The sequence below is a fragment of the Rhodococcus sp. AQ5-07 genome, assembly GCF_009707305.1.
GTDB classification, from domain to species: Bacteria; Actinomycetota; Actinomycetes; order Mycobacteriales; family Mycobacteriaceae; genus Rhodococcus_F; species Rhodococcus_F erythropolis.
Genome location: NZ_CP046099.1, coordinates 4860136 through 4884979, shown reverse-complemented (window position 1 = coordinate 4884979; position 24844 = coordinate 4860136). Strand labels below are relative to the sequence as shown.

Genomic DNA, 24844 nt, shown 5'->3' with positions numbered 1-24844 from the left:
ACCGCAAGGGATTTGCCCAAAATGTCCAAAGATTCCGAAACTCAGCACCGCCTGGGCCCGCAGCGAAACCCTGCAATCGACGACGCAGTACTGGACGCGACCAGGCAACTGTTGGAAGAAAAGGGGTACGCCGGCACATCCATCGACGCCATCGCCACGCGTGCCGGAGTGGGGCGTCCAGCCATCTACCGTCGGTGGCCGTCGAAGGCACACATCGTCAACGACGCGATCTATCCGGTACTCGACGTCGAACAGGGCGCGGACATCGACACCGAACTCGGCGCCGAGGGCACGATCGCGGATCAGATTCGCGCGCTTGTGCAGGGCGCGGTGGCGCTGTTCGCCGCTCCCGCCACCCGAGCCGCGGCGCCCGGACTGATGAGCGAAGTGCGCACAAACGCGGAATTACGCGACGTTCTCGTGGTGCGGCAACTGGCCGGAGTCCGCGTCGAGCTGAACCGTCGACTGGAAGCGGCGAGGGAGCGCGGCGACATCCGAAGTGGCGTCGACGCCGACGCTCTCCTCGACATCATGGCGGGCGCGGCCATCTTCGCGCTGTCGGTTCGTGACGTCTCGGACCCGGGACCGTTTGCCGATTCTCTTGCCGACATAGTGCTGAACGGCATACTCCCCGACGACAACTAGGCCCGAGCCCCGCCGACTATCCTGTGGGGCATGACCGAGCCTGTAGCGACCGCTGACCTTGCCGACGAGATCGGACCCGACATCCGTAGCTGCGACACGCAGTTCACCCAGTTCGGTGGACGTGAAGTGTTTGCCGGCCCCATCACCACCATCAAGTGCTTCCAGGACAACCTGCTCGTGAAGCAGACCCTCAGCGAACCGGGCAACGGCGGAGTCCTCGTGGTCGACGGTGACGCGAGCATCCACACCGCCCTGGTCGGCGACATCATCGCCGGCCGCGGCGTCGACAACGGCTGGGCCGGAGTCATCGTCAACGGAGCTGTCCGCGACTCGGCGATCCTGCGCACCCTCGACATCGGCGTCAAGGCACTGGGTACCAACCCGCGCAAGAGCACTCAGACCGGTTCGGGCGAGAAGAACGTGCCGATCGAAATCGGCGGAGTCACCTTCAACCCCGGCGAGATCGTCTACAGCGACCAGGACGGCGTCGTCGTTCGCGAAAGCTAGTCAGAAGTCGCGGGATCAGGCGGGGGCTTCCACTTTGGCGGCCATCCCGCCGATCTCGACGACATCGCCGTCACGAAGCTGGCGGCCCCGACGATCTTCGACCTCACCGTTGACCGAAACCATGCCGTCGGCGATCACTTCCTTGGCCTCCGCGCCCGATTCGATGAGGTTCGCGAGCTTGAGAAACTGACCGAGCCGAATCATTTCGTCGCGGATGGGTACTGCTGGAATGTTGTCGGTCATGTCAATCATCTTCCTCCTCCCACAAAACTGGACACGACAGACCACACTTAGCGTGAGGATCTGATCGACCGGTAGGAGAGGAAGCTCGATGGCACCATTGACCGAGGTATCGGACACCACTGCAGAGCTGGTGGAATCGCCACCCGAAAATCCGCGCCAGGCGCGGCGATTCCGCAAAGGGCGGTTCAGCCAGGTTCCCCATATCTCGGGATTGATCCTCGGAGTTTTCTCCGTACTGGTGTTCCTGTGGAGCATCTCGCCGGTTCTGCGGCACATCCTCCGCGTCCCACGCGAATACATCGACAGCTACTACTTCGACGCACCGGATACGAGCCTGTCGTGGGCGCTCGTCGTCGCCCTGCTCGCCGCGGCCCTCGCGAGTCGCAAGCGCATCGCCTGGTGGCTGCTGACGATCTACCTCGCGCTGATCACCCTCACCAACATCGCCTCCACGATCGTCGACAAGAACCCGAACAACGCCGTCGCCGCTGTCGTTCTGCTTGTCGTGATCGGAATCCTCATCGCCGCGAGGCCCGAGTTCTACACACGCGTACGACGCGGCGCCGGTTGGAAAGCGCTCGGCGTACTGATCGGCGGCATGGCTGTCGCGACCGTGATCGGTTGGGGCCTTGTCGAACTCTTCCCGGGCGACCTGCCGCAGAACCAACGATTCCTGTGGGCCCTGAACCGCGTCACCGCGGCGGCTTCGGTCGACAACGAGGTATTCGACGGCCATCCACGCGTCTTCGTCAACACGGTCCTCGGTCTCCTCGGCGCCATCGCACTACTCGCCGCAGTTATGACGCTCTTCCGCGCGCAACGCTCCAACAACGCCCTCACCGGCAACGACGAGTCCGCGATCCGCGGGTTGATCCAGAACTTCGGCGCCGACGACTCCCTCGCTTACTTCGCCACCCGCCGCGACAAGGCCGTCATCTTCGCGCCGAGCGGCAAGGCCGCGATCACGTACCGCGTCGAGATCGGCGTCTGCCTCGCCAGTGGTGATCCCATCGGCGATCCCGAGGCGTGGCCGCACGCCATCGAAGCGTGGCAGGACCTGGCCTCGCAGTACGGCTGGGCGACAGCCGTCATGGGCGCCAGCGAAACCGGGGCGACGGCGTACAAGAAGGCAGGCTTGAGCGTCCTGCAACTCGGCGACGAAGCGATCCTGCGCACCCGCGAGTTCAACCTCAACGGACGCGACATGCGCCCGGTACGCCAGGCCGTCACCCGCGTCAGGCGCCACGGCGTCACCGTGCGGATGCGACGCCATCGCGACATCCCGCCCGAGGACATGGCGGCCGTCATCATCCGCGCGGACGACTGGCGTGACACCGACACCGAGCGCGGCTTCTCCATGGCGCTCGGCCGACTGGGCGATCACCTCGACGGCGACTGCCTCCTCGTCGAAGCCGTCATGGGCGAAGGCACGGAGGACGAAAGCGTCGTCGGCATGCTTTCGCTCGTGCCGTGGGGACCGAACGGCGTTTCGCTCGACCTGATGCGCCGTAAGCCGACGGCGCCCAACGGTGTCGTCGAATTGATGGTCTCGGAGTTGGCCACACGTTCGGACGAGATCGGCGTCGTGCGGGTCTCGCTCAACTTCGCCGTCTTCCGCTCGGTGTTCGAGGAAGGTTCGCGCATCGGCGCCGGCCCGATCCTCCGCATCTGGCGCTCGGTGCTCGTCTTCTTCTCCCGCTGGTGGCAGCTCGAAGCGCTGTACCGCTCGAACGTGAAGTACCAGCCGGATTGGGAGCCGCGTTTTCTCTGCTTCGAGGACAACCGTGAGCTTCCACGCGTCGGATTCGCGTCGGCCATCGCCGAAGGCTTTGTGGTGCTGCCCAGTTTCGGCCGCAAGTCGAGCCAGGTCGTCAAGCACACCGGAACACATGCGGCGGTGCCGGCAGCTCTGGTGACTTCCGAAGGACTGCACGCCGACGGCAGCCCGCCGGACTCGGCGCCGTCGTTCACGACCAACGGTCCGCGTCGACCCGAGCAGGTCCGGGTGCGCATGAACAAACTTGCGCAACTGGCCGACGAAGGGATCGCCGCCTACCCCGTCGCCTATCCGCCGACCCACACGATTGCCGCCGCAGTGAAGTCGCCGGAGGGCACCCGCGTACGCATCGCGGGACGCCTGCTGAGGGTTCGCGACTACGGCGGAGTCGTATTCACGGACGTGCGCGACTGGTCCGGCGACATCCAGGTCCTGGTCGACCAGGACAACGTCGGCCGGGAGAAGCTGGCGGAGTTCGCCGCCGAGTTCGATCTCGGCGACCTGATCGAAGTGAGCGGAACCATCGGGCGTAGCCGCAAGGGCGAGCTGTCGCTCATCGCCGTCGAGTGGCGCATGAACGGCAAGTGCCTGCACCCGCTGCCGGACAAGTGGAAGGGCCTCTCGGATCCCGAGACCCGAGTCCGCCAGCGGTACCTCGACATCGCCCTCAACCCGAAGGCCCGCGAACTGCTCGAAGCTCGAAGTGCCGTCGTGAAGTCGCTTCGCGATTCACTCGGTGGTCGCGGATACCTCGAAGTCGAGACCCCGATCCTGCAGCAGGTGCACGGCGGCGCGAACGCCGCTCCGTTCCTGACACACATCAACGCGTACAACCTCGACCTCTATCTCCGCATCGCACCCGAGCTGTACCTGAAGCGGTTGTGCGTCGCGGGTATGGAGAAGGTGTTCGAGATCGGCCGCGTGTTCCGTAACGAGGGCGTCGACTTCAAACACAATCCCGAGTTCACGATCCTCGAGGCCTACGAGGCGCACAGCGACTACGAGGGCATGATGCGGATGTGCCGCGAGCTCATCCAGGCGGCGGCCGTCGCAGCGTTCGGGCGCGAAATCATCATGCGACCCGGCCCGGACGGCGAATTGGTCGAGGTCGACATCTCCGGCGAGTGGCCGGTGAAGACGATGCACGGCGCCGTCGCCGAAAAGCTTGGTGTCGACGTCTCCCCCGAGACGAGTCTCGAAGACCTGCAGAAGCTGTGCGACGCCAACGAGATCCCGTACCAGTCCAGCTGGGATACCGGCGCCATCGCGCAGGAGATGTACGAGCACCTGGTCGAGGACTACACGGAGTTCCCGACGTTCTACACCAACTTCCCCACCTCGATGTCTCCGCTCACCCGGCCGCATCGCAGCATCCCCGGCGTTGCCGAGAAGTGGGACCTCGTCGCATGGGGTGTCGAACTGGGAACCGCGTACAGCGAGTTGACCGACCCCGTGGATCAGCGCAACCGGCTCACCGAGCAGTCGATGCTTGCGGCCGGCGGTGATCCAGAAGCAATGGAATTGGACGAGGACTTCCTTCAAGCCCTCGAACACGCGATGCCGCCGACGGGTGGTCTCGGGATGGGCGTCGACCGAATCGTCATGCTGATCACGGGCGGCAGCATCCGCGAGACGCTGGCCTTCCCCCTCGCGAAACCGCGTCAGTAGTCCGGATTCTCACGTGCCGGAATTGTTCCACGTGAAACCACCGGGCGAGATCTTGCAGGTCGGCGAGAGCCGACTGCATGTTCTTGCCGAGGGCGACGGCCCCGTCGTCGTCCTGTGCGGCGGACTGGCGGGCAACTGGTTCGACTGGGATGACTGCGCGCGTCATCTCCAGTCGGACCACACCGTCGTCCGCTTCGATCGCCCGGGCTTCGGACTCAGCGAGCCGTCTTCCGACGTGCCGACCGTCCGCGGCGAAGCTCAGCGGATCCGCGACGTGCTCGACACTCTGGGACTGACTGGTCCGGCCGTCGTCGTCGGCCACTCCATCGCCGGCTTCTATGCCGAAGGCTTCTCGCGACTGTTCCCCGATCGGGCAGCGGGGATGCTGCTCCTCGATTCCAGTGCCGAGAAAGAACCGAAACGTCTTTTCCCCCGTGACCTGCTGCTGATCGCCTCCCGGGCCGCCGCGGCTTCGTTCAGCACCACCGGGCTCCAACGACTCCTCGGCACCACGACGCGCAAGATCCTCAACCAGTCCGTGCCGCCGAGCGGGTCGTCCGAAGCCACCCTCGAATGGGTCAGGAAGATCTACCGCGAGCCTCACTATCTGGAGGCGGCGATGATCGAATACGTCGCGTACACCGATATGGCGCTGGAGCTCACCGCTTTACGACGCTCGAGCAAGCACCCACTGCCCGACATCGACCTCAGCGTCGTCGCCGCACACACTGGCCACACCACTCCCTGGTCCATCGCCTGGATGGCAAAGCAGCAGAAACTCGCCACCTACCTCGGCGGGAGTTTTCACGTCCTGCGCCCGGCGCATCACCACGCGATGATCGATCAGCCCGAGGAGTTGGCGAACTTGATTCGGCGCCTCACGCAGCCGAACCCTCGGGAATGACACTTCAACGTACAACTCGGACAGTAGCCGGATCATTGCTAGGCTCGGACAGCTTCTGCTTTCTACGACAGGCTGGCCATGGATCGTTCGACAACCCGGGTGCGCTCGTCGCTGATCTTCGTCGCCATACTCGTTGTCGCTCTCGCCGGCATCGCCGCCCGTCCGCCCGGGTTTCTGTCGACATTCTGGCCCGCCAACGCGATTCTTCTGGGCATTCTCCTTCGTAACCCGCGCTCGTTTGCGCCGATCGGACTCGCTGTCGGCGGCGCCGCGCTGCTGACCGCGGATCTTGCGACCGGAAGCCCCGTGCAGAGGGCCTTCGAACTGAATGCGATCAATCTGGTCGGCGTCACGACAGGATTGATCGCCGCGAACTTGCTCGGCTGTTTTCCGCGGCGGATCTCCGAGACCAAGTACACGACCAGAATCTTCGTCGTCTCGGTTCTGGCGTCGTTCACGGCTGGGTCCGCCAGCGCGCTGCGCACTCAACTCCACGAAGGAAGCGGTGCGGGAACGGAATTGGTGGGTTGGTTCTTCGCCGACCTGTGCACCTATCTGATCGTGCTGCCCATCCTTCTTTCCGCACCTCCGTTCGACCACGTCCGTCGTACGTTCGGGCCGTCCGTGCGGCAGAATCTGCGACTTCGACGGGTCGCCCAGATCCTTCTGCCGCTGGCAGCCCTCCTCGCCTGCCTCCCGCTGGCCCTCGAAGTGCAGGGAGCCCTCGCATTGCTGCTTCCGATGCCGGCGCTCTTGTGGTGCGCGATGCGCGTCTCGCTGTTCAGCACTTCGCTCCTCGCGGCTGGGTGGAGCGCGTGGGCGCTGATCATGGCGGGCCAGGGGCGGTTGGCCCTGGCCGATCCGGTTCATCTGCTCAGCGAAGGTGTAACCACCAGAATCTCCGTCATCTTGATGGCGCTCTCCCCCATCGCCGTAGCCGTCGCCACGGGCGCACAGCGACGCGCTGAACGTGAACTCCAACGCATCGCCGAATGCGACGCCCTGACCGGAACGCTGAGCCGACATGCGTTCTGGACCCAGTCGCAGGAACTCCTCGACACCCAACACACAGCGCGAAAATCGATCGCCGTCATGATGCTCGATCTCGACCACTTCAAATCGATCAACGACAACCTCGGCCACCTCACCGGAGATTCGGTCCTCGAACAATTCGGAAACACCCTCCTCGCCACTACCGAAGGACTGGGACTGTCCGGTCGCCTTGGCGGGGAGGAATTTGCCGTCGCCGCCGCCGACTGCACATTCGAGGAAGCAATTGCCCTGGCAGAACGCATCAGGCAGAGGCAGGAGGCGCACTCCCGATCCATCCGCGGCTTCGCCGGAACGGTCAGTATCGGAGTCGCCTGGGTAGATCAGGCCATGGCCGAGATGGACGCTCTGCTCGACATCGCCGACACCGCCATGTACCAGGCGAAACGCGAAGGCCGAAACCTCGTGGTGGCCGTCGATCTGTACATGGCAAGGTGACGTGGGTGCAACTACTCCTGATCCGACACGCGCTCCCCGAACTGGCCGAGGTCACCGAAGGCTTCGCCGATCCCTCACTGACCGACGCCGGTCGAGTGCAGGCACTTCGGCTGCCTGCGGCATTGGCCCCCTACCGGATCACCGGGCTCTTCAGTAGCCCGCAGAAGCGCGCACTCGAGACCGCGGACCCGGTAGCGCAGGCATTGGATCTTCCGGTCACCCAGCTCGAGGGTCTGGCGGAGTACGACTACGAGCAGCCCCACTACATCCCGATGCACGAGGTCTTGGAACGCGCACCGGAAACGTATGCGCGCATCAAGGCCGGATGGCTACCCGAGTCGGTGGACGGCGACGCTTTTCGTGCGCGAGTCCTCGGTGCGATCGACGACGTCGTCGCCGCAACCGACAACAACGCCACCGTGGCGATCTTCTGCCACGGCGGCGTCATCAATATCGTTCTGCAGGAACTACTCGGGCTGGAGCGTCCGTTGACCTTCCCGATCGAGTACGTGTCCGTCACGCGAATACTTGTCTCCCGGGACGGAAGCCGCAGGGTCGGGTCGATCAACGAAACCGGTCACGTACGCAACATGCTTCGCGTGTAGTCACACGTTGTGGCACGCCACCTGATGACCGCCCTGGACGAGACGAAGTTCGGGAACTTCCTCGGCGCAGAGATCCGTGGCCAGCGGGCACCGAGTACGGAACCGGCAGCCGCTGGGCGGATTGAGCGGCGACGGCAGCTCGATGACCTTCTGCTCGACGTTCTGCGCTGCGGTGACGGTGGCATCAGGATCGGGAATCGACGACAGCAGTAGCTGCGTGTACGGGTGCAGCGCGCGGTTCTGCATGTCTTCTGCGGGAACGATTTCGCAGACGCGGCCCAAGTACATGATCATCACGCGGTCGCTGATGTTCTTCACGACGGCCATGTTGTGCGCGATGAACAGCAAAGACAGCCCGTGACGCTTCTTCGCATCCTCGAGCAGGTTCAGAATCTGCGCCTGCACGGAGACGTCGAGGCTCGAGACCGGCTCGTCACAGATCAGGACTTTGGGATCGAGCATCAATGCACGGGCGATGCACACACGCTGGCACTGTCCGCCCGAGAGTTCGCGCGGGGTCCGGTCCCACACCATGTCCGGGTCCAACCCGACCTCGGCAAGAACCTCGCGTGCCCGAGCTTCGATGGCGGCCTTGTCTTTTCCGCCCCAGATCGACGGACCCTCGGTGATGAGAGCCTTGACCTTGCGACGCGGGTTCAGGGAGGAGATCGGATCTTGGAAGATCATCTGCAACTGAGTGCGACTGCGACGCAGTTCTTCCGCGCCCAGTGCCGTCATTTCGGTCTCTCCGAGGCGAATGGAGCCCGACGTCGGTGAGGGCAACTGCATGATCGCCCGGCCCGCTGTGGACTTGCCACAGCCGGATTCACCGACAACGCCCAATGTTTCACCCGGAGCGACGGTGAAGCTGATCCCGGACACGGCGTGAACGGTCTGCCCCTTGCCGACGTTGAATTCGACGACCAGGTCCTCGACCGTCAGGGCCGCGTCCACCGTCTCGGGCTTTCTGGTTTCGGTTGCTGCAGTCATCAGACCATCTCCTTCACCGCGAGCGAGAGGCCCGCTGCGGTAGTGCCGGCCTTCTCGTTGGCGACCAATGCCGTTGTGCCTTCAGGGGTGTCGACCGGGTAGTGGCACGCGAACGTGTGGCTTTCGGTTGTGTTGTCTCCCAGGCCGCCGGGAGCCAGAGCCGGTTCGCCGGTCAGGCAGTCGTCCTGGGCGTACCGGCAGCGAGCGGCGAAGCGGCAGCCGGTGATCGGCTTCGTCATGTCCGGCAGTCCACCCGGAATTGTCTGCAGCACTGTGTGCGTCGGCGATTCGAGTCGCGGAATCGCGGCCATCAGCGCTTCGGTGTACGGGTGGCGTGGACGAGTGAACAACTCTTCGGTGGCCGACGTTTCCACGACGGAACCGGCGTACATGACGGCGACGCGATCCGATCGTCCCGAGACCACACCGAGGTCGTGGCTGATCAGGATGACGGCCATGTTGAGCTTGTCGTTGAGCGAGGCGAGCAGGTCGAGGATCTGCTTCTGCACGGTCACGTCGAGAGCTGTGGTCGGCTCGTCCGCGATCAGCAGTTTCGGCTCGCAGGCCAGGGCCATCGCGATGACCACACGCTGACGCATACCGCCCGAAAGTTCGTGGGGGTACTGATCGAGCCGACGCTTGGGCTCGGGGATACCCACCATCGACAGGAGTTCCGCTGCGCGATCGCGGGCCGCGTCCTTCTTCAGACCCAGGTGGAACTTCAAGGATTCGGTGATGTGGGTGCCGATGCGCTTGAACGGATTGAGCGAGGTCATCGGATCCTGGAAGACCATGGCGATCTCGGGTCCCCAGAAGTGCTTCATCTCCGACTTCTTCATGGTCGACATGTCGCGGCCGGCAAACGTCACCGTCCCGCTGATGTCCAGAGCCGGACCCTTCTGCAGCAGACCCATGATGGTGCGTCCGAGAACCGACTTGCCGGAACCGGATTCACCCACGATACCGAGAGTTTCACCGGCGGAAACGTGGATCGAGACACCGTCGACTGCTCGCAACTGGCCACGCGGAGTGGCGAATACGGTCCTGATGTTGTCCGCCTGCAGTAGCGGAACGCCGTTCTGAACTGAAGTGGTCACAGCTTACTCCGATACTTCTCGCCGATGAGGTTGAAGGAGAACACCGTCAGGAAGAGGAAGACGCCGGGAACCAGAACGATGAACGGATGCTTCTCCACGATCCCGCCCTGGCCTTCCGCAATCATGTTGCCCCAGGTCGGATCAGGTTGTGCGATACCGAGTCCGAGGAAGCTGAGTGATGCTTCCGCGACAATCAGGCCGGAGACGGCCACCAGGCCGAGCGCGGCGACCGGAACGAGGACGTTGGGAACCAACTCGCGCCAGATGACGCGCCATTTGGTGGCGCCCATGGCCCGCGCGGCAAGCACGAACTCCCGTTGGGCGACGACGATGGTGTTGGCCCTGGCGATTCGAACCATGCTGGGAATGCAGAGAATCGAGAGTGCGAGGGTGATGTTGCGCAGGTTCGACGTGAGCACCGCGGCCAGTGCGATCAACAGCACCAGAGAAGGAATGGCCAGCAGCGAGTTGGTCAGGATTCCGACGACTGCGTCGACCTTGCCGCGGAAGTAACCGGCCATGACGCCGATGGTGCCGCCGATGATCATGCCGATCAGTACGGCGCAGATGGCCACGGTCAAGGATGCCCTGGCACCGAACAAAGCGCGGGCAAGCAGGTCGAGACCGAAGTTGTTGGTACCCAACGGGTGATCGGAGAGCAGGCTCGGCGAGGCGAAGCCCGGCTCGGCCAAGGTCTTGACGGTGTCCTTGTACTCACCGAGCGGCAGCAGCGGTGCGAAGATCGCGGCCAGGATCAGCGCGGCCAGCCAGATGCACGCCAACCAGTACGAGAGATCGAACTGACTGCCCCACTTGGACGTACCGAGCTTGCCGAGACCCTTGAAGAGGAAAACCAGGGCAACGAGCGCGAGCACGATGCGGACGGTCATCATGATGGCCGAACCGAAGAGTGCGGTGCCGAGCAGCGCAACGCCGATCACCGTGAGAATCGATCCGATCAGGACCAGATTCTTGGGCTGTTCCAACGTCTCGACGGGACCGGGAGCCAGCAGGACTGTCTGCTGCCGGTATGTCATCACCTCGGACGGGGCCGCTCCGTCTGGCGTCACTTCAGACATGGACACGACGACTCCTCGGGTCAAGATAGGTGTACAGAACATCGATCGCACTGTTGACGAGGACGTAGATGACCGCGATCACGACCACCGCGCCAAGCAGCATCGGCGAATCACCTTGCTGCGCTGCGCGGACGATGAGCGTGCCCATTCCGGGCAACGAGAAGAGCGTCTCGACGATCACGGTGCTGCCGATCATGCCGCCGAGAGCCAGACCCATCATCGTGATGAGCGAGAACGACGACGGTCGGAGCGCGTCACTGAAAAGCACTCGCAGCGTGGGCATTCCCTTCGCCTTCGAAGCGAGGATGTAATCCTCACGGAGCGTCGTCACCAGATCGGATCGGAGAACGCGAGTGAACATCGCCATCTCGAGGAGGCTGATGGTGATAGCCGGGAGTATTGCGTGTGAGAGGTTTCCGGAGAGGCTGTCCCCGATGCGCACCCACTGTGATCGCGGGAACCAGCCGAGCCAATTGACGGTGACCATGATCAGCAACAGACCGGCGAGGAAGCTCGGGACGGAAAGAACACCGAACGTCGCGGCGCTGATGACGCGGTCGATGACGCCGCCTTCGTGGTGCGCCGACCAGAGTGCGAGCGGCACGGCGACGACGAGTGCGATGACCAGACCCATCACGGCCAACTGAACGCTGACGGGCAGTGCCGAGCCGATCGCAGTCAGAACGTCCTGCTGCGGGGGAACAAGCGAATTACCGAGGTCGCCCTGGAGAGCGCTGGTCAGCCAGTCCCAATAGCGAACCAGGAGTGGATCGTTGAGCCCGAGCTGCTGCCGAACTTCCTCGTACTCGGCGGGCGTTCGGCCTTCACCTAGAACGGAGACAGCAGGATCGCCGGGGATCAGTGATGCCAGCACGAAGGTTCCGAAGCTGACGATCAGGATCACAATGACGAGCTGGCCCAGTTTCTTACCTATTGCGCCGATGTTCATCGATTTCGTCTCCTTCGGACAGCGAGCTCGCAATACACAGCAGTTCCTCTGATTTCAGGTCTTGGTTCAAGCTCTCCAGGACTTCAGGCTCTCTAGGACTTCCAAGCTCCGTCGAAGAGCACGATTCCGTCGAGACTCTGCTCGAGACCGTGAACGTTCTGGTTCCAGACGTCGAGTGCGGCGACGTTGCCCCACACCTGCCACGGGACGGTCTCGTTGGCGCGTTCCTGAATCTGTGCCAGGACTGCCTTCTTGTCGTCGTCGGTGGTTGCGACGCCCAACTTGTCCAGGAGAGCGTCCATTTCGGCGTCGGAGTAGCCGGTGGCGTTGTTACGGCCGCCGGACTTGATGCCCGTGTACAGACGCTCGTAGGGATCGGCCTCGGCGAGGCTCAGTGCTGCGGTGCTCATGTCGTAGTCGTGATCGGCATACATCCGCTTGACCAGATCACCTGCACCGGTGACGTATTCGATCTGAGCGTCGAATCCGACAGCGTTGAGCATTGCCTGGATGGCCAGAGCCGTTGCCTGGGCGGACGGTTCCTGGATGGAGAGGAAGGTGATCTTTCCGTCGTAGCCGTCGGCCTTGGCCTGATCGAGCAGTTCCTTCGCCTTGGCGGGATCGACGCCGATCGGTGCGACGTCGTTGTGCCAGCGCGAGGTGTCCTGGAAGATCTCCTGGCCGGGCAGTCCCTTGCCGTTGTTGACGCGGGTGTTGAGCGTTTCCGGATCGACGGCAAGCGCCATCGCCTGGCGGACACGAACATCCGAGCCCGGGCGACCCGGGGCCATGTTCACGTTCGCGATGTAACCGAGCGACGGGATGTCGACGAAGCCGGGGTAACCCGACTCGATCAGATCCAGGATCGGGGTGAGCGTACGCATGTACGCGGCGTCGATGCCGCCCGTCTTGAGGGCTTCAGCGGTGGGCTGAGCGCCGACGATGCTGATCAGCTTGAGCTTGTCGATGTTCGGTGCGCCGTCGTAGTAGTCGGGGCGAGCAGCCAAGAGCAGTTCCTCGTTGGGAGCGAACTTCTCGAGAGTGAACGCGCCGGCACCGATCGGGGTGAACTGGTCGCCCTGCTGGGCGCTCGGGGCGACGATCATGCCGGGTCCGGTAGCGAGCATCGACTGGATGCCCGTCCACGGATCAACGAGGTTGAAGACGACGGTCGTCGCGTCGGGGGTGTCGATCGAGGCAACCTTGGAAGCCCACAGGCTCGACTGCGGTCCCTTGTTGGTGACGTAGCGGTTGATGCTGTCCGCCACTGCCTTGGAATCGAAAGCTGTTCCGTCGCTGAATTTCACACCGTCGCGGAGCTTCAGCGTCCAGGTCTTGCTGTCCGAACTCGCTTCGAGCGACTGGGCGAGCTTGGGCTCGAACTTCTGCCCGATGGGGTCGTAGCGCATGAGCACGTCGTAGATGGCGCTGAGCTCGCTGCCACCGGTGGCGCCGGCAACCTGAGCCTTCGCGGGATCGAGAGTCGTGACCGCCGAGTAGCCGCTGAACGTCAGCGTGCCGCCCTTGGTCGGAGTGCCGGGGTCGGCCTGCTCGTTGACCATGCCGATCTTCAGCGAGGAACCGGAATCAGCAGATTCGCCGCCGCCATTGCTCGAGCCGTTGTCGGCGCACGACGCCAGGAACATACTTGCGGTGATCGCCAGCGCAGCCGCAGCCAATCTGCGACCTCCGCGGCGGGAACTACGACTCATTCGAATGCCTCCAAGGCGGGGTAAGACCGTGACGTGATGTTGAACACGAAACAGTCTGTGACGGGAGGCACAGAAAATTGGATCGAGTCTCGCTCAGTGGAATCGGTTAAGTTGCAGGCCTCAACGGCCAGGTAAACCGACCCTGGCCAGCGAATACCCTCACCGACATCAGACCAGCCGGTCTAGTCCCGGTCGAGCGTGGCTTCCTCGAGATCGAGCTCTCGAAGTACCTTGCGAAGAACCTCGTCGTCGATCCGGCCGGCATCGCGCTCGGCGATGAACACACCTCGCTCGGCATCGATCATCTCGAGGCGCAGCGAGCGGAAAGCGTTCGACGGGCTCTCCCCCAGATCCTCGTCGCTGCGTCCCAGTCGCTCCCACGCCGAGTTCGCGCGGTGGGTGTTCCAGCTTCGCAAGATGTCTGCGGCGCGATTGCGGACCTGAGGGACGTCGTCGGCGTCTGCTCCGACCAATTCGTCCAGGCGCGCCGCAGCAGCGCGTGCAGCCTTGTCCTGAGCCGCCGCCTCGGCGCGTGCGTCGGACTGCTCCTCGTCTCCTTGCACACCGAGGACACGGATGACCCACGGCAACGTCAGGCCGTGCAGCAGCAGCGTGCCGACCACGACGACAAACGTCAGGAACAGGATCAGCGAACGGCCCGGGAAGTCTTCACCACTGTTGACCGTCAACGGAATGGCGAAGGCAGCAGCCAGCGACACGACCCCTCGCATACCGGCCCACGACACGACGAACACTGCCCGCGCCGAAATCTCCGGCTCCCTCGCTCGGATACGGGGCGACAGCCAACGCGGTACGTACGTGAACGGGAACACCCAGGCGATCCGCACCACCACGACGGTCACGAGCACAGCAATCGACGCCCAGACGACGATCGAGGTGCTGTACCCCTGCAATCCGTTGACAACACTGGGCAATTGGAGCCCGATCAACAGGAAGACGAAGGACTCCAGGATCAGGTCGACGGCCTTCCACACTGCCGTGTCCTGCAAGCGCGTCGCATAACTCGCGCGCGTGGAGCGCTGGCCGAGGAACAATCCGGCCACGACGACCGCGATGACGCCCGACGCGTGGACCTCTTCAGCAGCCAGGTAGGTGAAGAACGGCACCACCAATCCGATTCCACTCTCCATCACCGGATCCTGGAGTTTGCCGCGAACCTTCGAGATGACAAAGCCCACCGCGAGGCCGATCACCGTTCCACCGACCGCTGCGACGAGGAAGGTCTCGAAGCCGCCGATCAGTGTCGCACCGGTACCCACCGCCGCCGCGAGAGCGACCTTGTAGGCAGTCAGAGCGGTGGCGTCGTTGAGCAGGCTCTCCCCGCCCAGCAGGGTCATGATTCGGCGCGGCAGACCGAGCTTGCGTCCGATTGCGCTCGCGGACACCGCGTCCGGCGGCGCCACGATGGCGCCGAGAACCAGTGCGGCCGCAATCGAGAACTCCGGCACGATCAGATAGGCGACAAAGCCCACCGCTGCCGTCGTCGCCAGGGGCAGCCCCACTGCGAGAAATCCGATCGGACGCAGATTGGACCGCAGTGCCAGGTATGAACTGTCCAGCGCCGCCGAGTACAGAAGTGGAGGCAACACGACGAACAGGACGAGGTCCGGATCGAGCTCCAACTCCGGAACACCGGGTATCTGGCAGGCGATCAAACCGACCAGGACAAGGATCAGCGGCGAAGACAATCCGAACCTTCGCGCGACCGCCGCCACCAGCAACGCCGCTACTACAACCCCCAGTAATATGCCGTTCACTCTGGCAGCATGCAGTATGGAAGGCGATGAAGAAAATCCTGAAGCGAGCAGCAGCTCGCACACAGCAGCCCGCACCCGCTCCGACCGGTTGCGAGGAACTAACCAATGCGCCCGAAACGGACCCGGCAGCGCTGACGCCCGGCGTCTGCCAGGAGTGCGCCGAGTTGGGCGAGGATAACTGGTCTCACCTGCGCATGTGCCTGTCCTGCGGCCACGTCGGGTGCTGCGATTCCAGCCCCCATCAGCACGCGACCAACCACTACCGCGACACCGCGCACCCGGTCATGCGCTCGCACGAGCCCGGCGAATCCTGGCGCTGGTGCTACGTCCACGATCTGATGGATTGAGCGCGCACGACTCGCAGTGTGCTGCGCATAGTGCCCACCTCGCACGGCGCACAGGCCTCGGTGTTGCGCACATTGCTCAATCCACTGGGTAGCTATTGCCCAATCTGTATGCCGATGATGGACTTTGACGCAGAATCTGCACAACAGATCGACAGGTGCGGCTGGACTTTGCCGCGCCGAACGGTTCGGCCTCAGGAAGTCCTGCCAAACATCACAACCACATCGTCGGCCCCATGATCTGGGGTACAGGCGGTGCGGCGATCGATGTCAACTATCGAAGGCAGGACCGGCCGTGAACAGCCCCAGCATCAACCAGAACGCTCCCGAGCCACTGGCGGAGATCGAGAAGCGCGTTCTGTGGTTGTCGACCGCGATGATCCATCACGCCAACCGTGTCCGTCCGAATCCCAGTGGGCTCAAAGTCGGCGGCCACCAGGCCTCGTGCGCGTCGATGGTCTCGATCATGACGTCGCTGTGGTTCGGCCAACTTCGTTCCGGCGACCGGGTTTCCGTCAAGCCGCACGCGGCTCCGGTGCTCCACGGCATCAACTATCTGCTCGGTGAACTCGACGAGTCGTACCTGACAACGCTGCGCGAGTTCGGGGGCCTGCAGAGCTACCCGAGTCGATCAAAAGATCCTGATCCGGTGGACTATTCGACCGGATCGGTGGGAATCGGTGCGACGGCTCCCATCTGGGGCGCGATCGCACGCCGATACGTCGACGCCTCCCTCGGCGGCGCCGGAACCGGGCGTCAGTACTCCCTTGTCGGTGACGCCGAACTCGACGAGGGCGCGGTGTGGGAAGCAGTTCTCGATCATTCGGTCGCCGAACTGGGTGAGATCGTGTGGATCGTCGACCTCAACCGCCAATCGCTCGACCGGGTGGTGCCGAACATCGCGGCAACCCGCCTGGAGCGCATGTTCTCGGGCGCCGGCTGGCAGGTCATCACCGTGAAATTCGGCGCGCTCCTGGAATCGCTGTTCACCCGGCCGGGCGGCACCGCGTTGCGCGAACGAATCCTGGACATGCCGAATCCGGAGTACCAGCGTCTGCTGCGATGCACGGCCGACGAGGTCCGTCTGAGGCTGCCCGGCGACGCGGCGGACGCCGACGCGATCACGTCGCTGATCAACGACCTCGACGACGCCACGGTGCTCGAGGCCATCCGCAATCTCGGTGGCCACGACCTCGACGCTCTGCGAGAGGCGTACGCGCAGATCGACGACACCCGCCCCACCGTGATCATCGCGTACACGATCAAGGGCAGGGGTCTGCCGACGCAGGGCCATCCGCAGAACCACTCGTCGCTGCTCACCGCCGAGCAGTACGAGATTCTGGCGGCGGAACTCGGCATGGATCCGTCGAAGCCCTGGGAACGGTTCGAGGCGGACGGCCCGTCTGGCCGCATCTGCGCCGAAACCGCTGAGCGCCTGGCTCGCCCGAAGGTGGAGCATCTGATGCCCCCGGCAGTTCCGAAAGACATCGGCCGTACCCCCTCCGGCACATCCACCACTCAGGCAGCTCTCGGTCGGGTGCTACTCGACCTCAGCCGAGAGGCGCCGGACGCCGCGAAACGTGTTGTCACACTGAGCCCGGACGTCAGTTCCACCACCAACCTGGCAGGGTGGCTGAACAAGGTCGGGGTCTGGTCCCCCAACGAGCGGCACAACTGGTTTGCCGACGACGCCGAAACGATCATGCACTGGCGTGAGAAGCCCACCGGTCAGCACATGGAACTCGGTATCGCCGAGACCAACCTGGTCGGGCTGATGGGCGAACTCGGTGCAACCTGGAGTCGCTGGGGCCAGCCGCTCTTCCCCATCGGCGTGATGTACGACCCCTTCATCGAGCGGGCTCTCGAACCGTGGTCGTACGGCATCTACGCCGGTGGACAGTCGATCATGGTCGGCACTCCGTCGGGCGTCACCTTGGCTGCCGAAGGTGGTGCGCACCAGTCGATCAAGACCCCGTCCATCGGACTCGAACAGCCGGGATGCGTCAGTTTCGAACCGGCATTCGCCGTCGACGTGGAGTGGACGCTCCTCGACAGCATCGGACGCCTCGGCCGACCAGACGGCAGCTCGTCGTATCTGCGCCTGTCGACCCGTCCGGTCGATCAGGCCTTGGCCGCGGTGCCGGCCGATCCGGCCGCGCGAGAACGCCGTCGACGTCAGGTGGTGGCCGGCGCGTACACGCTGCGGCACAACCCTGATCCGGTCGTCACCCTGGTTGGCATGGGTGCCACCGTCACCGAAACACTTGTCGCAGCCGAAAGACTGGGCGAGCAAGGCATTTCCGCCGACGTCGTGTGCGTGACCAGCCCCGGATTGCTCTTCGAAGCGCTCCAGTCTCGGCGCGGTCTCGCGGACGGTCCGTCGTGGATCCTGGATCAGGTCTTTCCGAGTAGCCGGTCCGCGCCGATGGTCACCGTTCTCGACGGGCACCCGCACACCCTCGCGTTCCTGACGGGAATCAACAATGTCCCGGGTGCTGCGCTCGGAGTGAGCCGGTTCGGTCAGGTCGGTTCACTCGAAGACGTCTACCGGTACCACGGCCTCGACTCCGACAGCATCGTTCGCGCCGCCCTCGATCTCACTTCTTGATCGGTCACACTCTCTGACGCCGAGAAGCGTCCCCGCGGGGACGCTTCTCGGGTCTGGTCAGTTCTTTAGTTCTTCAGAAGCCTTCAGTTCTTCCAGGCCTTGTCGAAGAACATGATTCCGTCCAGGCTCTGCTGAATGCCGTGGACGTTCTGCCCCCACACACCGAGCCACGGGGTACTGCCGTAAACCTGCCACGGCACAACCTCATTGGCGCGCTCCTGAATCTTGGCGAGCACCTCGATCTTCGCGTCGTTCGACGTCGCTACACCCAACTGGTCGAGCAGCGAATCGATCTCCGGATCGGAGAAGCTCGTGGCGTTGTTTCGTCCACCGGACTTGAGGTTCGAGTACAGACGCTCGAACGGATCGGCTTCCGCAAGATTGGCCGAACCTGTTGCCATGTCGAAGTCGCGGTCGGCGTACAAACGCTTGACGACGTCGGCAACCGAGTTGACGTACTCGATCTGGAAATCGAAACCGACGGCGTTGGCCATCGACTGCAACGCCAGAGCCATCGCCTGCGCCGAATTCTCCTGCAGCGTCAGGTATGTGATCTTGCCGTCGAAACCGTCGGCCTTGGCCTCGTCGAGAAGCTGCTTCGCCTTGGCGGTGTCTACGCCGATCGGAGCGACGTCGTTGTGCCAGCGAGAGGTGTCCTGGAAGATGACCTGGCCGGGCAGACCCTTACCTTCGTTGAGTCGGTTGTCGAGAGCGACGGGATCGGTCGCGAGCGCCAATGCCTGACGCACCCGCACGTCGGCACCGGGACGACCGGGAGCCGTGTTGACGAGCGAGAGGTACGACAGCGACGGGATGTCGACGAAGCCCGGGTAGCCGGAGTCGATCAGATCCAGGACGTTCGGAAGCGAACGCATGTACGCGACGTCGGTGCCGCCGCTCTTGAGGGATTCGGTGGTGGACTGTGAACCGACGATGCTGATCAACCGCAGCTTGTCCACGTTCGGGGCACCGTCGAAGTAGTCTTCCCGAGCGTCGAGGATCAATTCCTCGTTGGGAGCGAACTTCTCGAGGGTGAACGCGCCCGCGCCGATCGGGGTGAACTGATCGCCCTGCTGGGCGCTCGGCGCGACGATCATGCCGGGTCCGGTGGAGAGCAGTGACTCGATACCGGTCCACGGGTCGACAAGATTGAAGACGACCGTCGACGCGTCCGGGGTGTCGACCGACGCAATCTTCGACGCGTACAGGCTCGACTGCGGCCCCTTGTTGGTGACGTAGCGATTGAGGCTCGCTGACACGGCCGCCGAATCCACCGGCGTCCCGTCGCTGAACTTCACACCGTCGCGCAGTTCGAGGGTCCACGTCTTGAAATCGGAACTCGGTTCCATCGACTCCGCGAGTTTCGGAACAAATTCCTTCGACGCCGGGTCGTAGCGCAGCAGGGTGTCGTAGATGGCGCCCAACTCCGAACCGGCGACCGAACCGGCGATCTGAGTCTTCGCGGGGTCGAGATTCGTGACAGCGGAGTACCCGCTGAACGTAAGCGTGCCGCCCTTGACCGCGTCACCCTCGCCGGACTGCTCGTTAACCGGGCCGATGGACAACCCTGAACCGGAATCCGGTGCGTCGCCGCTCCCACCCCCGTTCCCGCTGTCAGCGCACGACGAGACGAACAGGCCGGCGGAGACAGCCAGCGCGACGGCGGCAACCTTGCGGTGACCGCGCCGAGAACTGCGACTCATTCAAAACCTCCAGGTCAGAAACTGTGATGTGAAGCATTGTCGAGACAGTTTGTGACGTAAGGCACAGGGATTAGTTGCAGGTCCCGCTCAGTGGAATGTAGCGAGAAGATTGTTCAGTTTTCGAGCGACATTTGCAGGTCAGGCCGTTAGCGAAGGTCAGGAATTCATTCCGATTCGAGTGTCCTCAACGGGTGAACTGCCGGAGCACCGTCGAGGAGTGGGCAGCCGCGGCCAGTGCAGCCTGCAGATGTGCGCACTCTAACGACTCGTACGACACGAAGCTCCCTCATCGGATACCTTTCGCAGAGGGGAAGTCAGCTAGAGACACACGCCGCAAACGTACACACGAAAAGGGCAACCAATGGGGCTACTGAAGGACGTCACCGGCTGGCGACGCGGCACGAAGTTGCAGCGTCGACTACGCGACCTCACCGGCACGCTCGTAGTTGTCACCGGTGCAGGCAGCGGCATCGGGCGTGAAACGGCCCTCGCCTTCGCGGCCCAGGGAGCTATCGTCGTCGTCTCCGACATCAACCTCGAAAGCGCGCAGGACACTGCGGCACTCATCAACACACCCACTCAGGCCAGTGGAGCCGAAGCGGTTTTCGGTGGCGGTTCGCACGCCTACCAGGTCGACGTGTCCGACGAACAGGCCGTGATCCGATTCGCGGAGACAGTCGCGGCGCATCACGGCGTGCCGGACATCGTCGTCAACAACGCTGGAATCGGGTTCTCCGGCACATTCGCCGACACCGAGCAGCGCCAGTTCGAGCGCGTCATGGACATCAACTTCTGGGGAGTTGTCTACGGCTGCCGGGCATTCACCCCGATGATGATCGATCGCGGAACCGGCGGACACGTCGTCAACCTGTCCTCGGCCGCCGCCTACACACCCCAGAAGGCCCTCACCGCGTATTCGACAAGCAAGGCAGCGGTATTCATGCTCTCGGATTGCCTACGGGCAGAGCTGCTTCCACACGGCATCGGCGTCAGCACCATCTGCCCCGGCCTCGTGCACACGAACATCCTCAAGACCACCGAGTTCGCCGGGACCACCGCCGAGGAACAACTCGAGAATCAGACCAAGGTCGACAACTTCTACCGCAAGCGCAACTTCACCCCCGACCGGGTGGCCAGTGCCATCGTGAAAGCAGTTCGCACGAACAAGGCCGTGGTGCCCGTGACCGTCGAAGCCAAGCTCGGACGCACGATCAGCCGGTTGTCTCCCGGGTCGATGCGCGTCGGAGCTCGGTTCGAGATCTAGGTCAGCTTCCGAAACTCAGGCTGCCCGTGAAACCCTGCTGCACATCGGCTTCCGAACGGGGAAGAACCTCGTAGGTGCTGGCGTACTGGCCACTGAAACCGGTGACGGTGATCGGGCGTCCGACTGCAATGGCGTCGACGTCGATTCCGGTCTGGGTGTTGACGAAGATGACGGTGTTTCCGTCGACGCCGGACACCAGGATCTTGTGGCCGTACGGCAGATCGTCGACGACGGGTCCGCTCACGATCCCGGACACCGTCACGAGACGACCTTCGCTGCCCTCACCGATTGCATTGAGGGGCAATCGCGCCGGGCTGATCTGGGTGTTCGTGCCGATTACCTCGACGGCAGTCGGGCGGACGACGAGCAGGCCTTCCTGATCCGCGAGGACTCCGGTGACCTGAACCTGATCGCCGAGAGCAATCCCGGAGTTGTTCGGATCGCTGATGTAAATGCCCGAATTGCCGCTCTGGAGACCAAAGCCCTTGTCGTAGAAGCTGGATTCGAACACTCCGGACGGCGTAGTCGCGGTTCCCACGACGGTGACCGTCGTTCCGATGGCCTGCGCACGGGCTGCCGCGATGGAGTCCGCGGACACCTCACCGACAACTGCTGCCGGCTCCGCCGTTGCTGCGGTGCCGACAAACATGGTGGCTGCGGCAGCAACTGCCAGTGCCGTCACACCCCGACGCAGGACCGAACCGGCAAGAACGCTGTCTCGAAACATGTTTGAGGACTCCCCTGTGATTTCGTGGCCGCGCAGGTCCTCCTGATGGAGTGCCGCCTTCGCCCACCCTGAGGCACAGGTTATTACAGGTCGGACGCCGCAGCGGTGGTGACATTCCGTCACCACCGCTGCGTCTAGGCTTCCGATTTTTCAGGAACCGGAGCTTCCGGACGAACCGCTCGAGCCACTGGAACCACTGGATCCTGTTCCGCCACCGAGATCGTCGAGAGGATCGCTACCGGTGAGCCCGCCCGGGTACAGGTAGGCGTCGGAGGTCGTGCTGAGCGAGGTTCCGGACGTGGCCGGTACCTTTGCTCGCCAGTTGACGATCGGATTCAGCACTCCGAACGGTCCGCAACCACTGGCGGCGGGCAGCGCGAAGCCGGTGGCCTCGTTCCCGACCGGGCTCACCTTCAGCGCAGTCGACGGCAGCACCGTGTAGGTCGGTACTACTGACGGGTCAGGTGCGAGACGAAGATTCACCGGCGCCGCCGCGGAACCCAGGTAGCAGTTGTCACCGAGGAACGCGTTGTTGATCTTCATCCGCACCGGGATGCTCAGATCCATGTCGGTGATGATTCCGTTGAGGGTCGGCGCAGCCGTTGCCTCCACCTCGGCGGTGACGGCAGCCAGGCCGAACAGATTGCCGAACGGCAGATCGATTCCGAGAACTCCACCCGGAACTGTCAACGGCTTGGAGTAGACACCGTTGTGTCCGTCGTCGCGCGGGAGAAGAACGGTGGACTCACCTTCACCGGAGCCGGCCTCGGCGGCAATGATCATGTCGCCTTTTCCGATCGGGAGGTTGAAGCCGTTGTTGTCGAAGGTTCCGCTCTGAACCACTACCGACACACAGGATTCGGCAGTAGCCGGACACACTGCGGCGCCCGGTACCGAATTGTCGACCGGGTCCTGAGCCGAGGCCATCGGCGCTGCAAAAGCCAGCACTGCACCTGCGGTACCTGCAATAACGGCCACGCGCGTGCCGAGACGTCTGTTGCCGTTCTTGTGAGATTTCTGCACTGATTTCTCCCTGCCGTTTATGTGATGGGGGACGAAACTCGCAGTCATTGCTTGTGTTTCGACCGCCGCCGACAAGGTCTTGCGGTGTGCTCCTACTCACAAGTAACAACTGAACAGATGTATATCACAGGACTTCGACTTAAAAACAGGGCAAAAGGGAGTTTCCTTAAAACGGACAAACTAAGCGGTACGGTGTGTAACACTCACGGGTGATGAACACGAACAGACTGGTCCTCTGCGTCGCGGCAGCGGGCCTACTCCTCAGCGGCTGCAGCAGCCAATCCGACAGCAACGCAGCGGAATCCACATCTGCTGCCACCAGCACGTCGATCGCGGCAACGTCGAGTTCAGCTGCCCCCGAGTCCCTGTCGGCGCTGGCGACCAGCCCACCCGCCGCAACTCCGGAAGCCGCGCCGAGCGTCGTCGAATCGACGCCCCCACCGGTAGCGCTGCCGGTAGCGCCACAGGTAGCGCCACCGGCGAACGCACCGATCGACGCCCGGTCACCGGACGAGATCGTCGCGAACGCAGGCGAGAAGGGACAGCGGTACATCGCTGCACTACGTCTGGCCGGGATCCCGCCCGCCGGAATGGATTCCGCCGAGATCCTCTACGCCGACGGCACCTGCAAGGCGCTGGCCGACGGCATGCCGCGGTCCGAGGTGCTGGCGGAGTTCAACTCCGTCGGCGAGGTGTACTCACAGATCACGCCGATGTCTTCGCAGCGGATCGCCGAGATCTACGTCGACACCGCGGAGCAGACGTACTGCTGATCAGGCCTTGCCGGCCAACCAGTTGTGCAGCCAGGATGTGGCCGAATTGCCTGCGCCGTCAACAACGTAACGCGTGTAGTCGGTGTGAACCTGCGAGCCGTAGAAGGCGACCAGTTGATCGACGCGCCGGGAGTTCGCGCCTGGATCGAGCTGAGCCATCAGTGCGGGGAGTCCGCCTGCAGTGACCAGGTCGTTGACGATCACGGCGGCCTCGTCGCGCAGCGAGAGAGCGTTTGCCGGAGTGGGGTCGGAAACCTGAGCCATGAACCCGGCCAGACGCATCACGAAATCGTCCTTGGGCGTCGAGCAGTACAGATCACCGACGGCGCACAGCGTCACGGTTTTGCCTGACAGCCAACCGAATCCACCGATGCGAGCGCCGCTGGCGCCGTTGCCTCCGACAGCGGGTCCGATCAGGACGTCTGACTCGGAGCGGCGGGGATCTGACAGGAGGCCGACGCCCTCGACGCGAGTCGGGGGAACAACGCCGATGCCGGTTCCGATCTCGGCTGCGAGATCGCCTGCCGCGTCGGCGCCCTGGCTGTATCCGACGATCGCGAAGCGGGTGTCACCGCACGAGGCGGCCATCGCGGCGATCATGCCGCGGGCGTTGTCGACAGCCTGCTGCTTCGACTTGGCGTAGACGTTGGACTCCCACGGGAAGGCCGTTGCCGAGTACGTGACGTAATCCGTGCGCACGGAACCGGGAAGGCCGTTGGTGACCGGGGCAAGCATGCCGGCACCGGGAGAAGTACCCGAAGGCTCCCAGGTTCCAGGAATGGCCACGACGTACAGACCGGGGCAGGGATCAGCCGACGCCACGGGAGAACTGACAACCGGTACCACTACTGCCGCAGCTAGTGCCGACAACACCGCAACGAGACGCCTCGCACGCATGAAACTCCCCTGATTTAACTTAAGCAACCCATACACCACTATCGATGCTCCGGAATCATACTG

Annotated in this window: 21 protein-coding genes; 10 read left to right on the top strand and 11 right to left on the bottom strand. The window is 63.6% G+C overall.

From position 1 onward, the window contains the following. Nucleotides 1-21: 21 nt before the first annotated feature. A complete protein-coding gene (locus tag GJB56_RS22720; RefSeq protein ID WP_020968028.1) occupies nucleotides 22-645 on the top strand; it encodes a TetR/AcrR family transcriptional regulator in 624 nt (207 codons plus the stop codon). Between the two features lie 30 nt (nucleotides 646-675). After that, complete coding sequence (rraA, locus tag GJB56_RS22715) at nucleotides 676-1152, top strand: ribonuclease E activity regulator RraA (protein WP_003943552.1); 477 nt, start codon at nucleotides 676-678, stop codon at nucleotides 1150-1152. 15 nt (nucleotides 1153-1167) lie between these two features. Here rraA and GJB56_RS22710 read toward each other — a convergent pair whose 3' ends face one another. Further along, a complete protein-coding gene (locus GJB56_RS22710; protein WP_003943569.1) occupies nucleotides 1168-1395 on the bottom strand; it encodes an RNA-binding S4 domain-containing protein in 228 nt (75 codons plus the stop codon). An 88-nt stretch (nucleotides 1396-1483) separates the two neighbouring features. On the opposite strand from GJB56_RS22710, the gene lysX reads away from it, so the two are divergent. The 4 genes from lysX to GJB56_RS22690 all read left to right on the top strand — a co-directional run bounded on the left by lysX (nucleotide 1484) and on the right by GJB56_RS22690 (nucleotide 7837). Beyond that, nucleotides 1484-4840, top strand: coding sequence for a bifunctional lysylphosphatidylglycerol synthetase/lysine--tRNA ligase LysX (gene lysX, locus GJB56_RS22705; protein WP_113683403.1), 3357 nt, complete (start codon nucleotides 1484-1486; stop codon nucleotides 4838-4840). A gap of 13 nt (nucleotides 4841-4853) precedes the next feature. Continuing rightward, nucleotides 4854-5744: an alpha/beta fold hydrolase gene (locus GJB56_RS22700; RefSeq protein ID WP_113683402.1), complete on the top strand. Its 891-nt coding sequence runs from the start codon at nucleotides 4854-4856 to the stop codon at nucleotides 5742-5744. 78 nt (nucleotides 5745-5822) lie between these two features. Next, nucleotides 5823-7232 carry a GGDEF domain-containing protein gene (locus GJB56_RS22695; RefSeq protein WP_020905658.1) on the top strand — a complete coding sequence of 470 codons (1410 nt, stop codon included), beginning with the start codon at nucleotides 5823-5825 and terminating at the stop codon, nucleotides 7230-7232. 5 nt (nucleotides 7233-7237) lie between these two features. Then, nucleotides 7238-7837: a histidine phosphatase family protein gene (locus GJB56_RS22690; protein ID WP_020968024.1), complete on the top strand. Its 600-nt coding sequence runs from the start codon at nucleotides 7238-7240 to the stop codon at nucleotides 7835-7837. On the opposite strand, the gene GJB56_RS22685 is transcribed toward GJB56_RS22690, so the two are convergent. From GJB56_RS22685 to GJB56_RS22660, 6 genes are all read right to left on the bottom strand, one after another. Continuing rightward, nucleotides 7838-8827 carry an ABC transporter ATP-binding protein gene (locus tag GJB56_RS22685; protein WP_021332638.1) on the bottom strand — a complete coding sequence of 330 codons (990 nt, stop codon included), beginning with the start codon at nucleotides 8825-8827 and terminating at the stop codon, nucleotides 7838-7840. Further along, nucleotides 8827-9924: an ABC transporter ATP-binding protein gene (locus tag GJB56_RS22680; RefSeq protein ID WP_020905655.1), complete on the bottom strand. Its 1098-nt coding sequence runs from the start codon at nucleotides 9922-9924 to the stop codon at nucleotides 8827-8829. The genes GJB56_RS22685 and GJB56_RS22680 overlap by 1 nt, the downstream gene beginning before the upstream one ends. Next, complete coding sequence (locus tag GJB56_RS22675; RefSeq protein WP_230091229.1) at nucleotides 9921-11003, bottom strand: ABC transporter permease; 1083 nt, start codon at nucleotides 11001-11003, stop codon at nucleotides 9921-9923. The genes GJB56_RS22680 and GJB56_RS22675 overlap by 4 nt, the downstream gene beginning before the upstream one ends. Beyond that, nucleotides 10996-11952, bottom strand: coding sequence for an ABC transporter permease (locus tag GJB56_RS22670; protein ID WP_019746259.1), 957 nt, complete (start codon nucleotides 11950-11952; stop codon nucleotides 10996-10998). The genes GJB56_RS22675 and GJB56_RS22670 overlap by 8 nt, the downstream gene beginning before the upstream one ends. Before the next feature lie 92 nt (nucleotides 11953-12044). Then, a complete protein-coding gene (locus tag GJB56_RS22665; protein WP_113683400.1) occupies nucleotides 12045-13664 on the bottom strand; it encodes an ABC transporter substrate-binding protein in 1620 nt (539 codons plus the stop codon). Between the two features lie 182 nt (nucleotides 13665-13846). Continuing rightward, nucleotides 13847-15442: a Na+/H+ antiporter gene (locus GJB56_RS22660; RefSeq protein ID WP_020905652.1), complete on the bottom strand. Its 1596-nt coding sequence runs from the start codon at nucleotides 15440-15442 to the stop codon at nucleotides 13847-13849. A gap of 26 nt (nucleotides 15443-15468) precedes the next feature. On the opposite strand from GJB56_RS22660, the gene GJB56_RS22655 reads away from it, so the two are divergent. Both GJB56_RS22655 and GJB56_RS22650 read left to right on the top strand, forming a co-directional pair. Further along, complete coding sequence (locus tag GJB56_RS22655) at nucleotides 15469-15789, top strand: UBP-type zinc finger domain-containing protein (RefSeq protein ID WP_019746256.1); 321 nt, start codon at nucleotides 15469-15471, stop codon at nucleotides 15787-15789. 292 nt (nucleotides 15790-16081) lie between these two features. After that, a complete protein-coding gene (locus tag GJB56_RS22650; RefSeq protein ID WP_113683399.1) occupies nucleotides 16082-18394 on the top strand; it encodes a transketolase-like TK C-terminal-containing protein in 2313 nt (770 codons plus the stop codon). Between the two features lie 83 nt (nucleotides 18395-18477). Here the strand turns inward: GJB56_RS22650 and GJB56_RS22645 are convergent, their stop codons facing one another. Further along, nucleotides 18478-20097, bottom strand: a complete 1620-nt coding sequence (locus GJB56_RS22645; RefSeq protein WP_113683398.1) for an ABC transporter substrate-binding protein — start codon at nucleotides 20095-20097, stop codon at nucleotides 18478-18480. Between the two features lie 361 nt (nucleotides 20098-20458). Here GJB56_RS22645 and GJB56_RS22640 point away from each other — a divergent pair, with 361 nt between their 5' ends. Continuing rightward, nucleotides 20459-21361, top strand: coding sequence for an SDR family NAD(P)-dependent oxidoreductase (locus tag GJB56_RS22640; protein WP_020968018.1), 903 nt, complete (start codon nucleotides 20459-20461; stop codon nucleotides 21359-21361). A 1-nt stretch (nucleotide 21362) separates the two neighbouring features. Here the strand turns inward: GJB56_RS22640 and GJB56_RS22635 are convergent, their stop codons facing one another. Then, on the bottom strand, nucleotides 21363-22088 hold the full coding sequence (locus GJB56_RS22635) for a hypothetical protein (protein WP_113683397.1): 726 nt from the start codon (nucleotides 22086-22088) through the stop codon (nucleotides 21363-21365). A 150-nt stretch (nucleotides 22089-22238) separates the two neighbouring features. Beyond that, entirely contained in the window at nucleotides 22239-23111 is an 873-nt protein-coding gene (locus tag GJB56_RS22630) for a hypothetical protein (RefSeq protein WP_113683396.1), read from the bottom strand. 212 nt (nucleotides 23112-23323) lie between these two features. On the opposite strand from GJB56_RS22630, the gene GJB56_RS22625 reads away from it, so the two are divergent. Continuing rightward, nucleotides 23324-23884: a DUF732 domain-containing protein gene (locus GJB56_RS22625; protein WP_113683395.1), complete on the top strand. Its 561-nt coding sequence runs from the start codon at nucleotides 23324-23326 to the stop codon at nucleotides 23882-23884. Here GJB56_RS22625 and GJB56_RS22620 read toward each other — a convergent pair whose 3' ends face one another. Beyond that, nucleotides 23885-24781, bottom strand: coding sequence for a cutinase family protein (locus GJB56_RS22620; RefSeq protein ID WP_020905644.1), 897 nt, complete (start codon nucleotides 24779-24781; stop codon nucleotides 23885-23887). Nucleotides 24782-24844 lie beyond the last annotated feature (63 nt).

What these genes read in the sequence shown, in the direction of transcription:
- GJB56_RS22720 (WP_020968028.1), top strand. Translation starts at nt 22, where the DNA reads ATGTCCAAAGATTCCGAAACTCAGCACCGCCTGGGCCCGCAGCGAAAC.
- rraA (WP_003943552.1), top strand. Translation starts at nt 676, where the DNA reads ATGACCGAGCCTGTAGCGACCGCTGACCTTGCCGACGAGATCGGACCC.
- GJB56_RS22710 (WP_003943569.1), bottom strand. Translation starts at nt 1,395, where the DNA reads ATGACCGACAACATTCCAGCAGTACCCATCCGCGACGAAATGATTCGG.
- lysX (WP_113683403.1), top strand. Translation starts at nt 1,484, where the DNA reads ATGGCACCATTGACCGAGGTATCGGACACCACTGCAGAGCTGGTGGAA.
- GJB56_RS22695 (WP_020905658.1), top strand. Translation starts at nt 5,823, where the DNA reads ATGGATCGTTCGACAACCCGGGTGCGCTCGTCGCTGATCTTCGTCGCC.
- GJB56_RS22685 (WP_021332638.1), bottom strand. Translation starts at nt 8,827, where the DNA reads ATGACTGCAGCAACCGAAACCAGAAAGCCCGAGACGGTGGACGCGGCC.
- GJB56_RS22675 (WP_230091229.1), bottom strand. Translation starts at nt 11,003, where the DNA reads ATGTCTGAAGTGACGCCAGACGGAGCGGCCCCGTCCGAGGTGATGACA.
- GJB56_RS22670 (WP_019746259.1), bottom strand. Translation starts at nt 11,952, where the DNA reads ATGAACATCGGCGCAATAGGTAAGAAACTGGGCCAGCTCGTCATTGTG.
- GJB56_RS22665 (WP_113683400.1), bottom strand. Translation starts at nt 13,664, where the DNA reads ATGAGTCGTAGTTCCCGCCGCGGAGGTCGCAGATTGGCTGCGGCTGCG.
- GJB56_RS22655 (WP_019746256.1), top strand. Translation starts at nt 15,469, where the DNA reads ATGAAGAAAATCCTGAAGCGAGCAGCAGCTCGCACACAGCAGCCCGCA.
- GJB56_RS22645 (WP_113683398.1), bottom strand. Translation starts at nt 20,097, where the DNA reads ATGAGTCGCAGTTCTCGGCGCGGTCACCGCAAGGTTGCCGCCGTCGCG.
- GJB56_RS22640 (WP_020968018.1), top strand. Translation starts at nt 20,459, where the DNA reads ATGGGGCTACTGAAGGACGTCACCGGCTGGCGACGCGGCACGAAGTTG.
- GJB56_RS22635 (WP_113683397.1), bottom strand. Translation starts at nt 22,088, where the DNA reads ATGTTTCGAGACAGCGTTCTTGCCGGTTCGGTCCTGCGTCGGGGTGTG.
- GJB56_RS22625 (WP_113683395.1), top strand. Translation starts at nt 23,324, where the DNA reads ATGAACACGAACAGACTGGTCCTCTGCGTCGCGGCAGCGGGCCTACTC.
- GJB56_RS22620 (WP_020905644.1), bottom strand. Translation starts at nt 24,781, where the DNA reads ATGCGTGCGAGGCGTCTCGTTGCGGTGTTGTCGGCACTAGCTGCGGCA.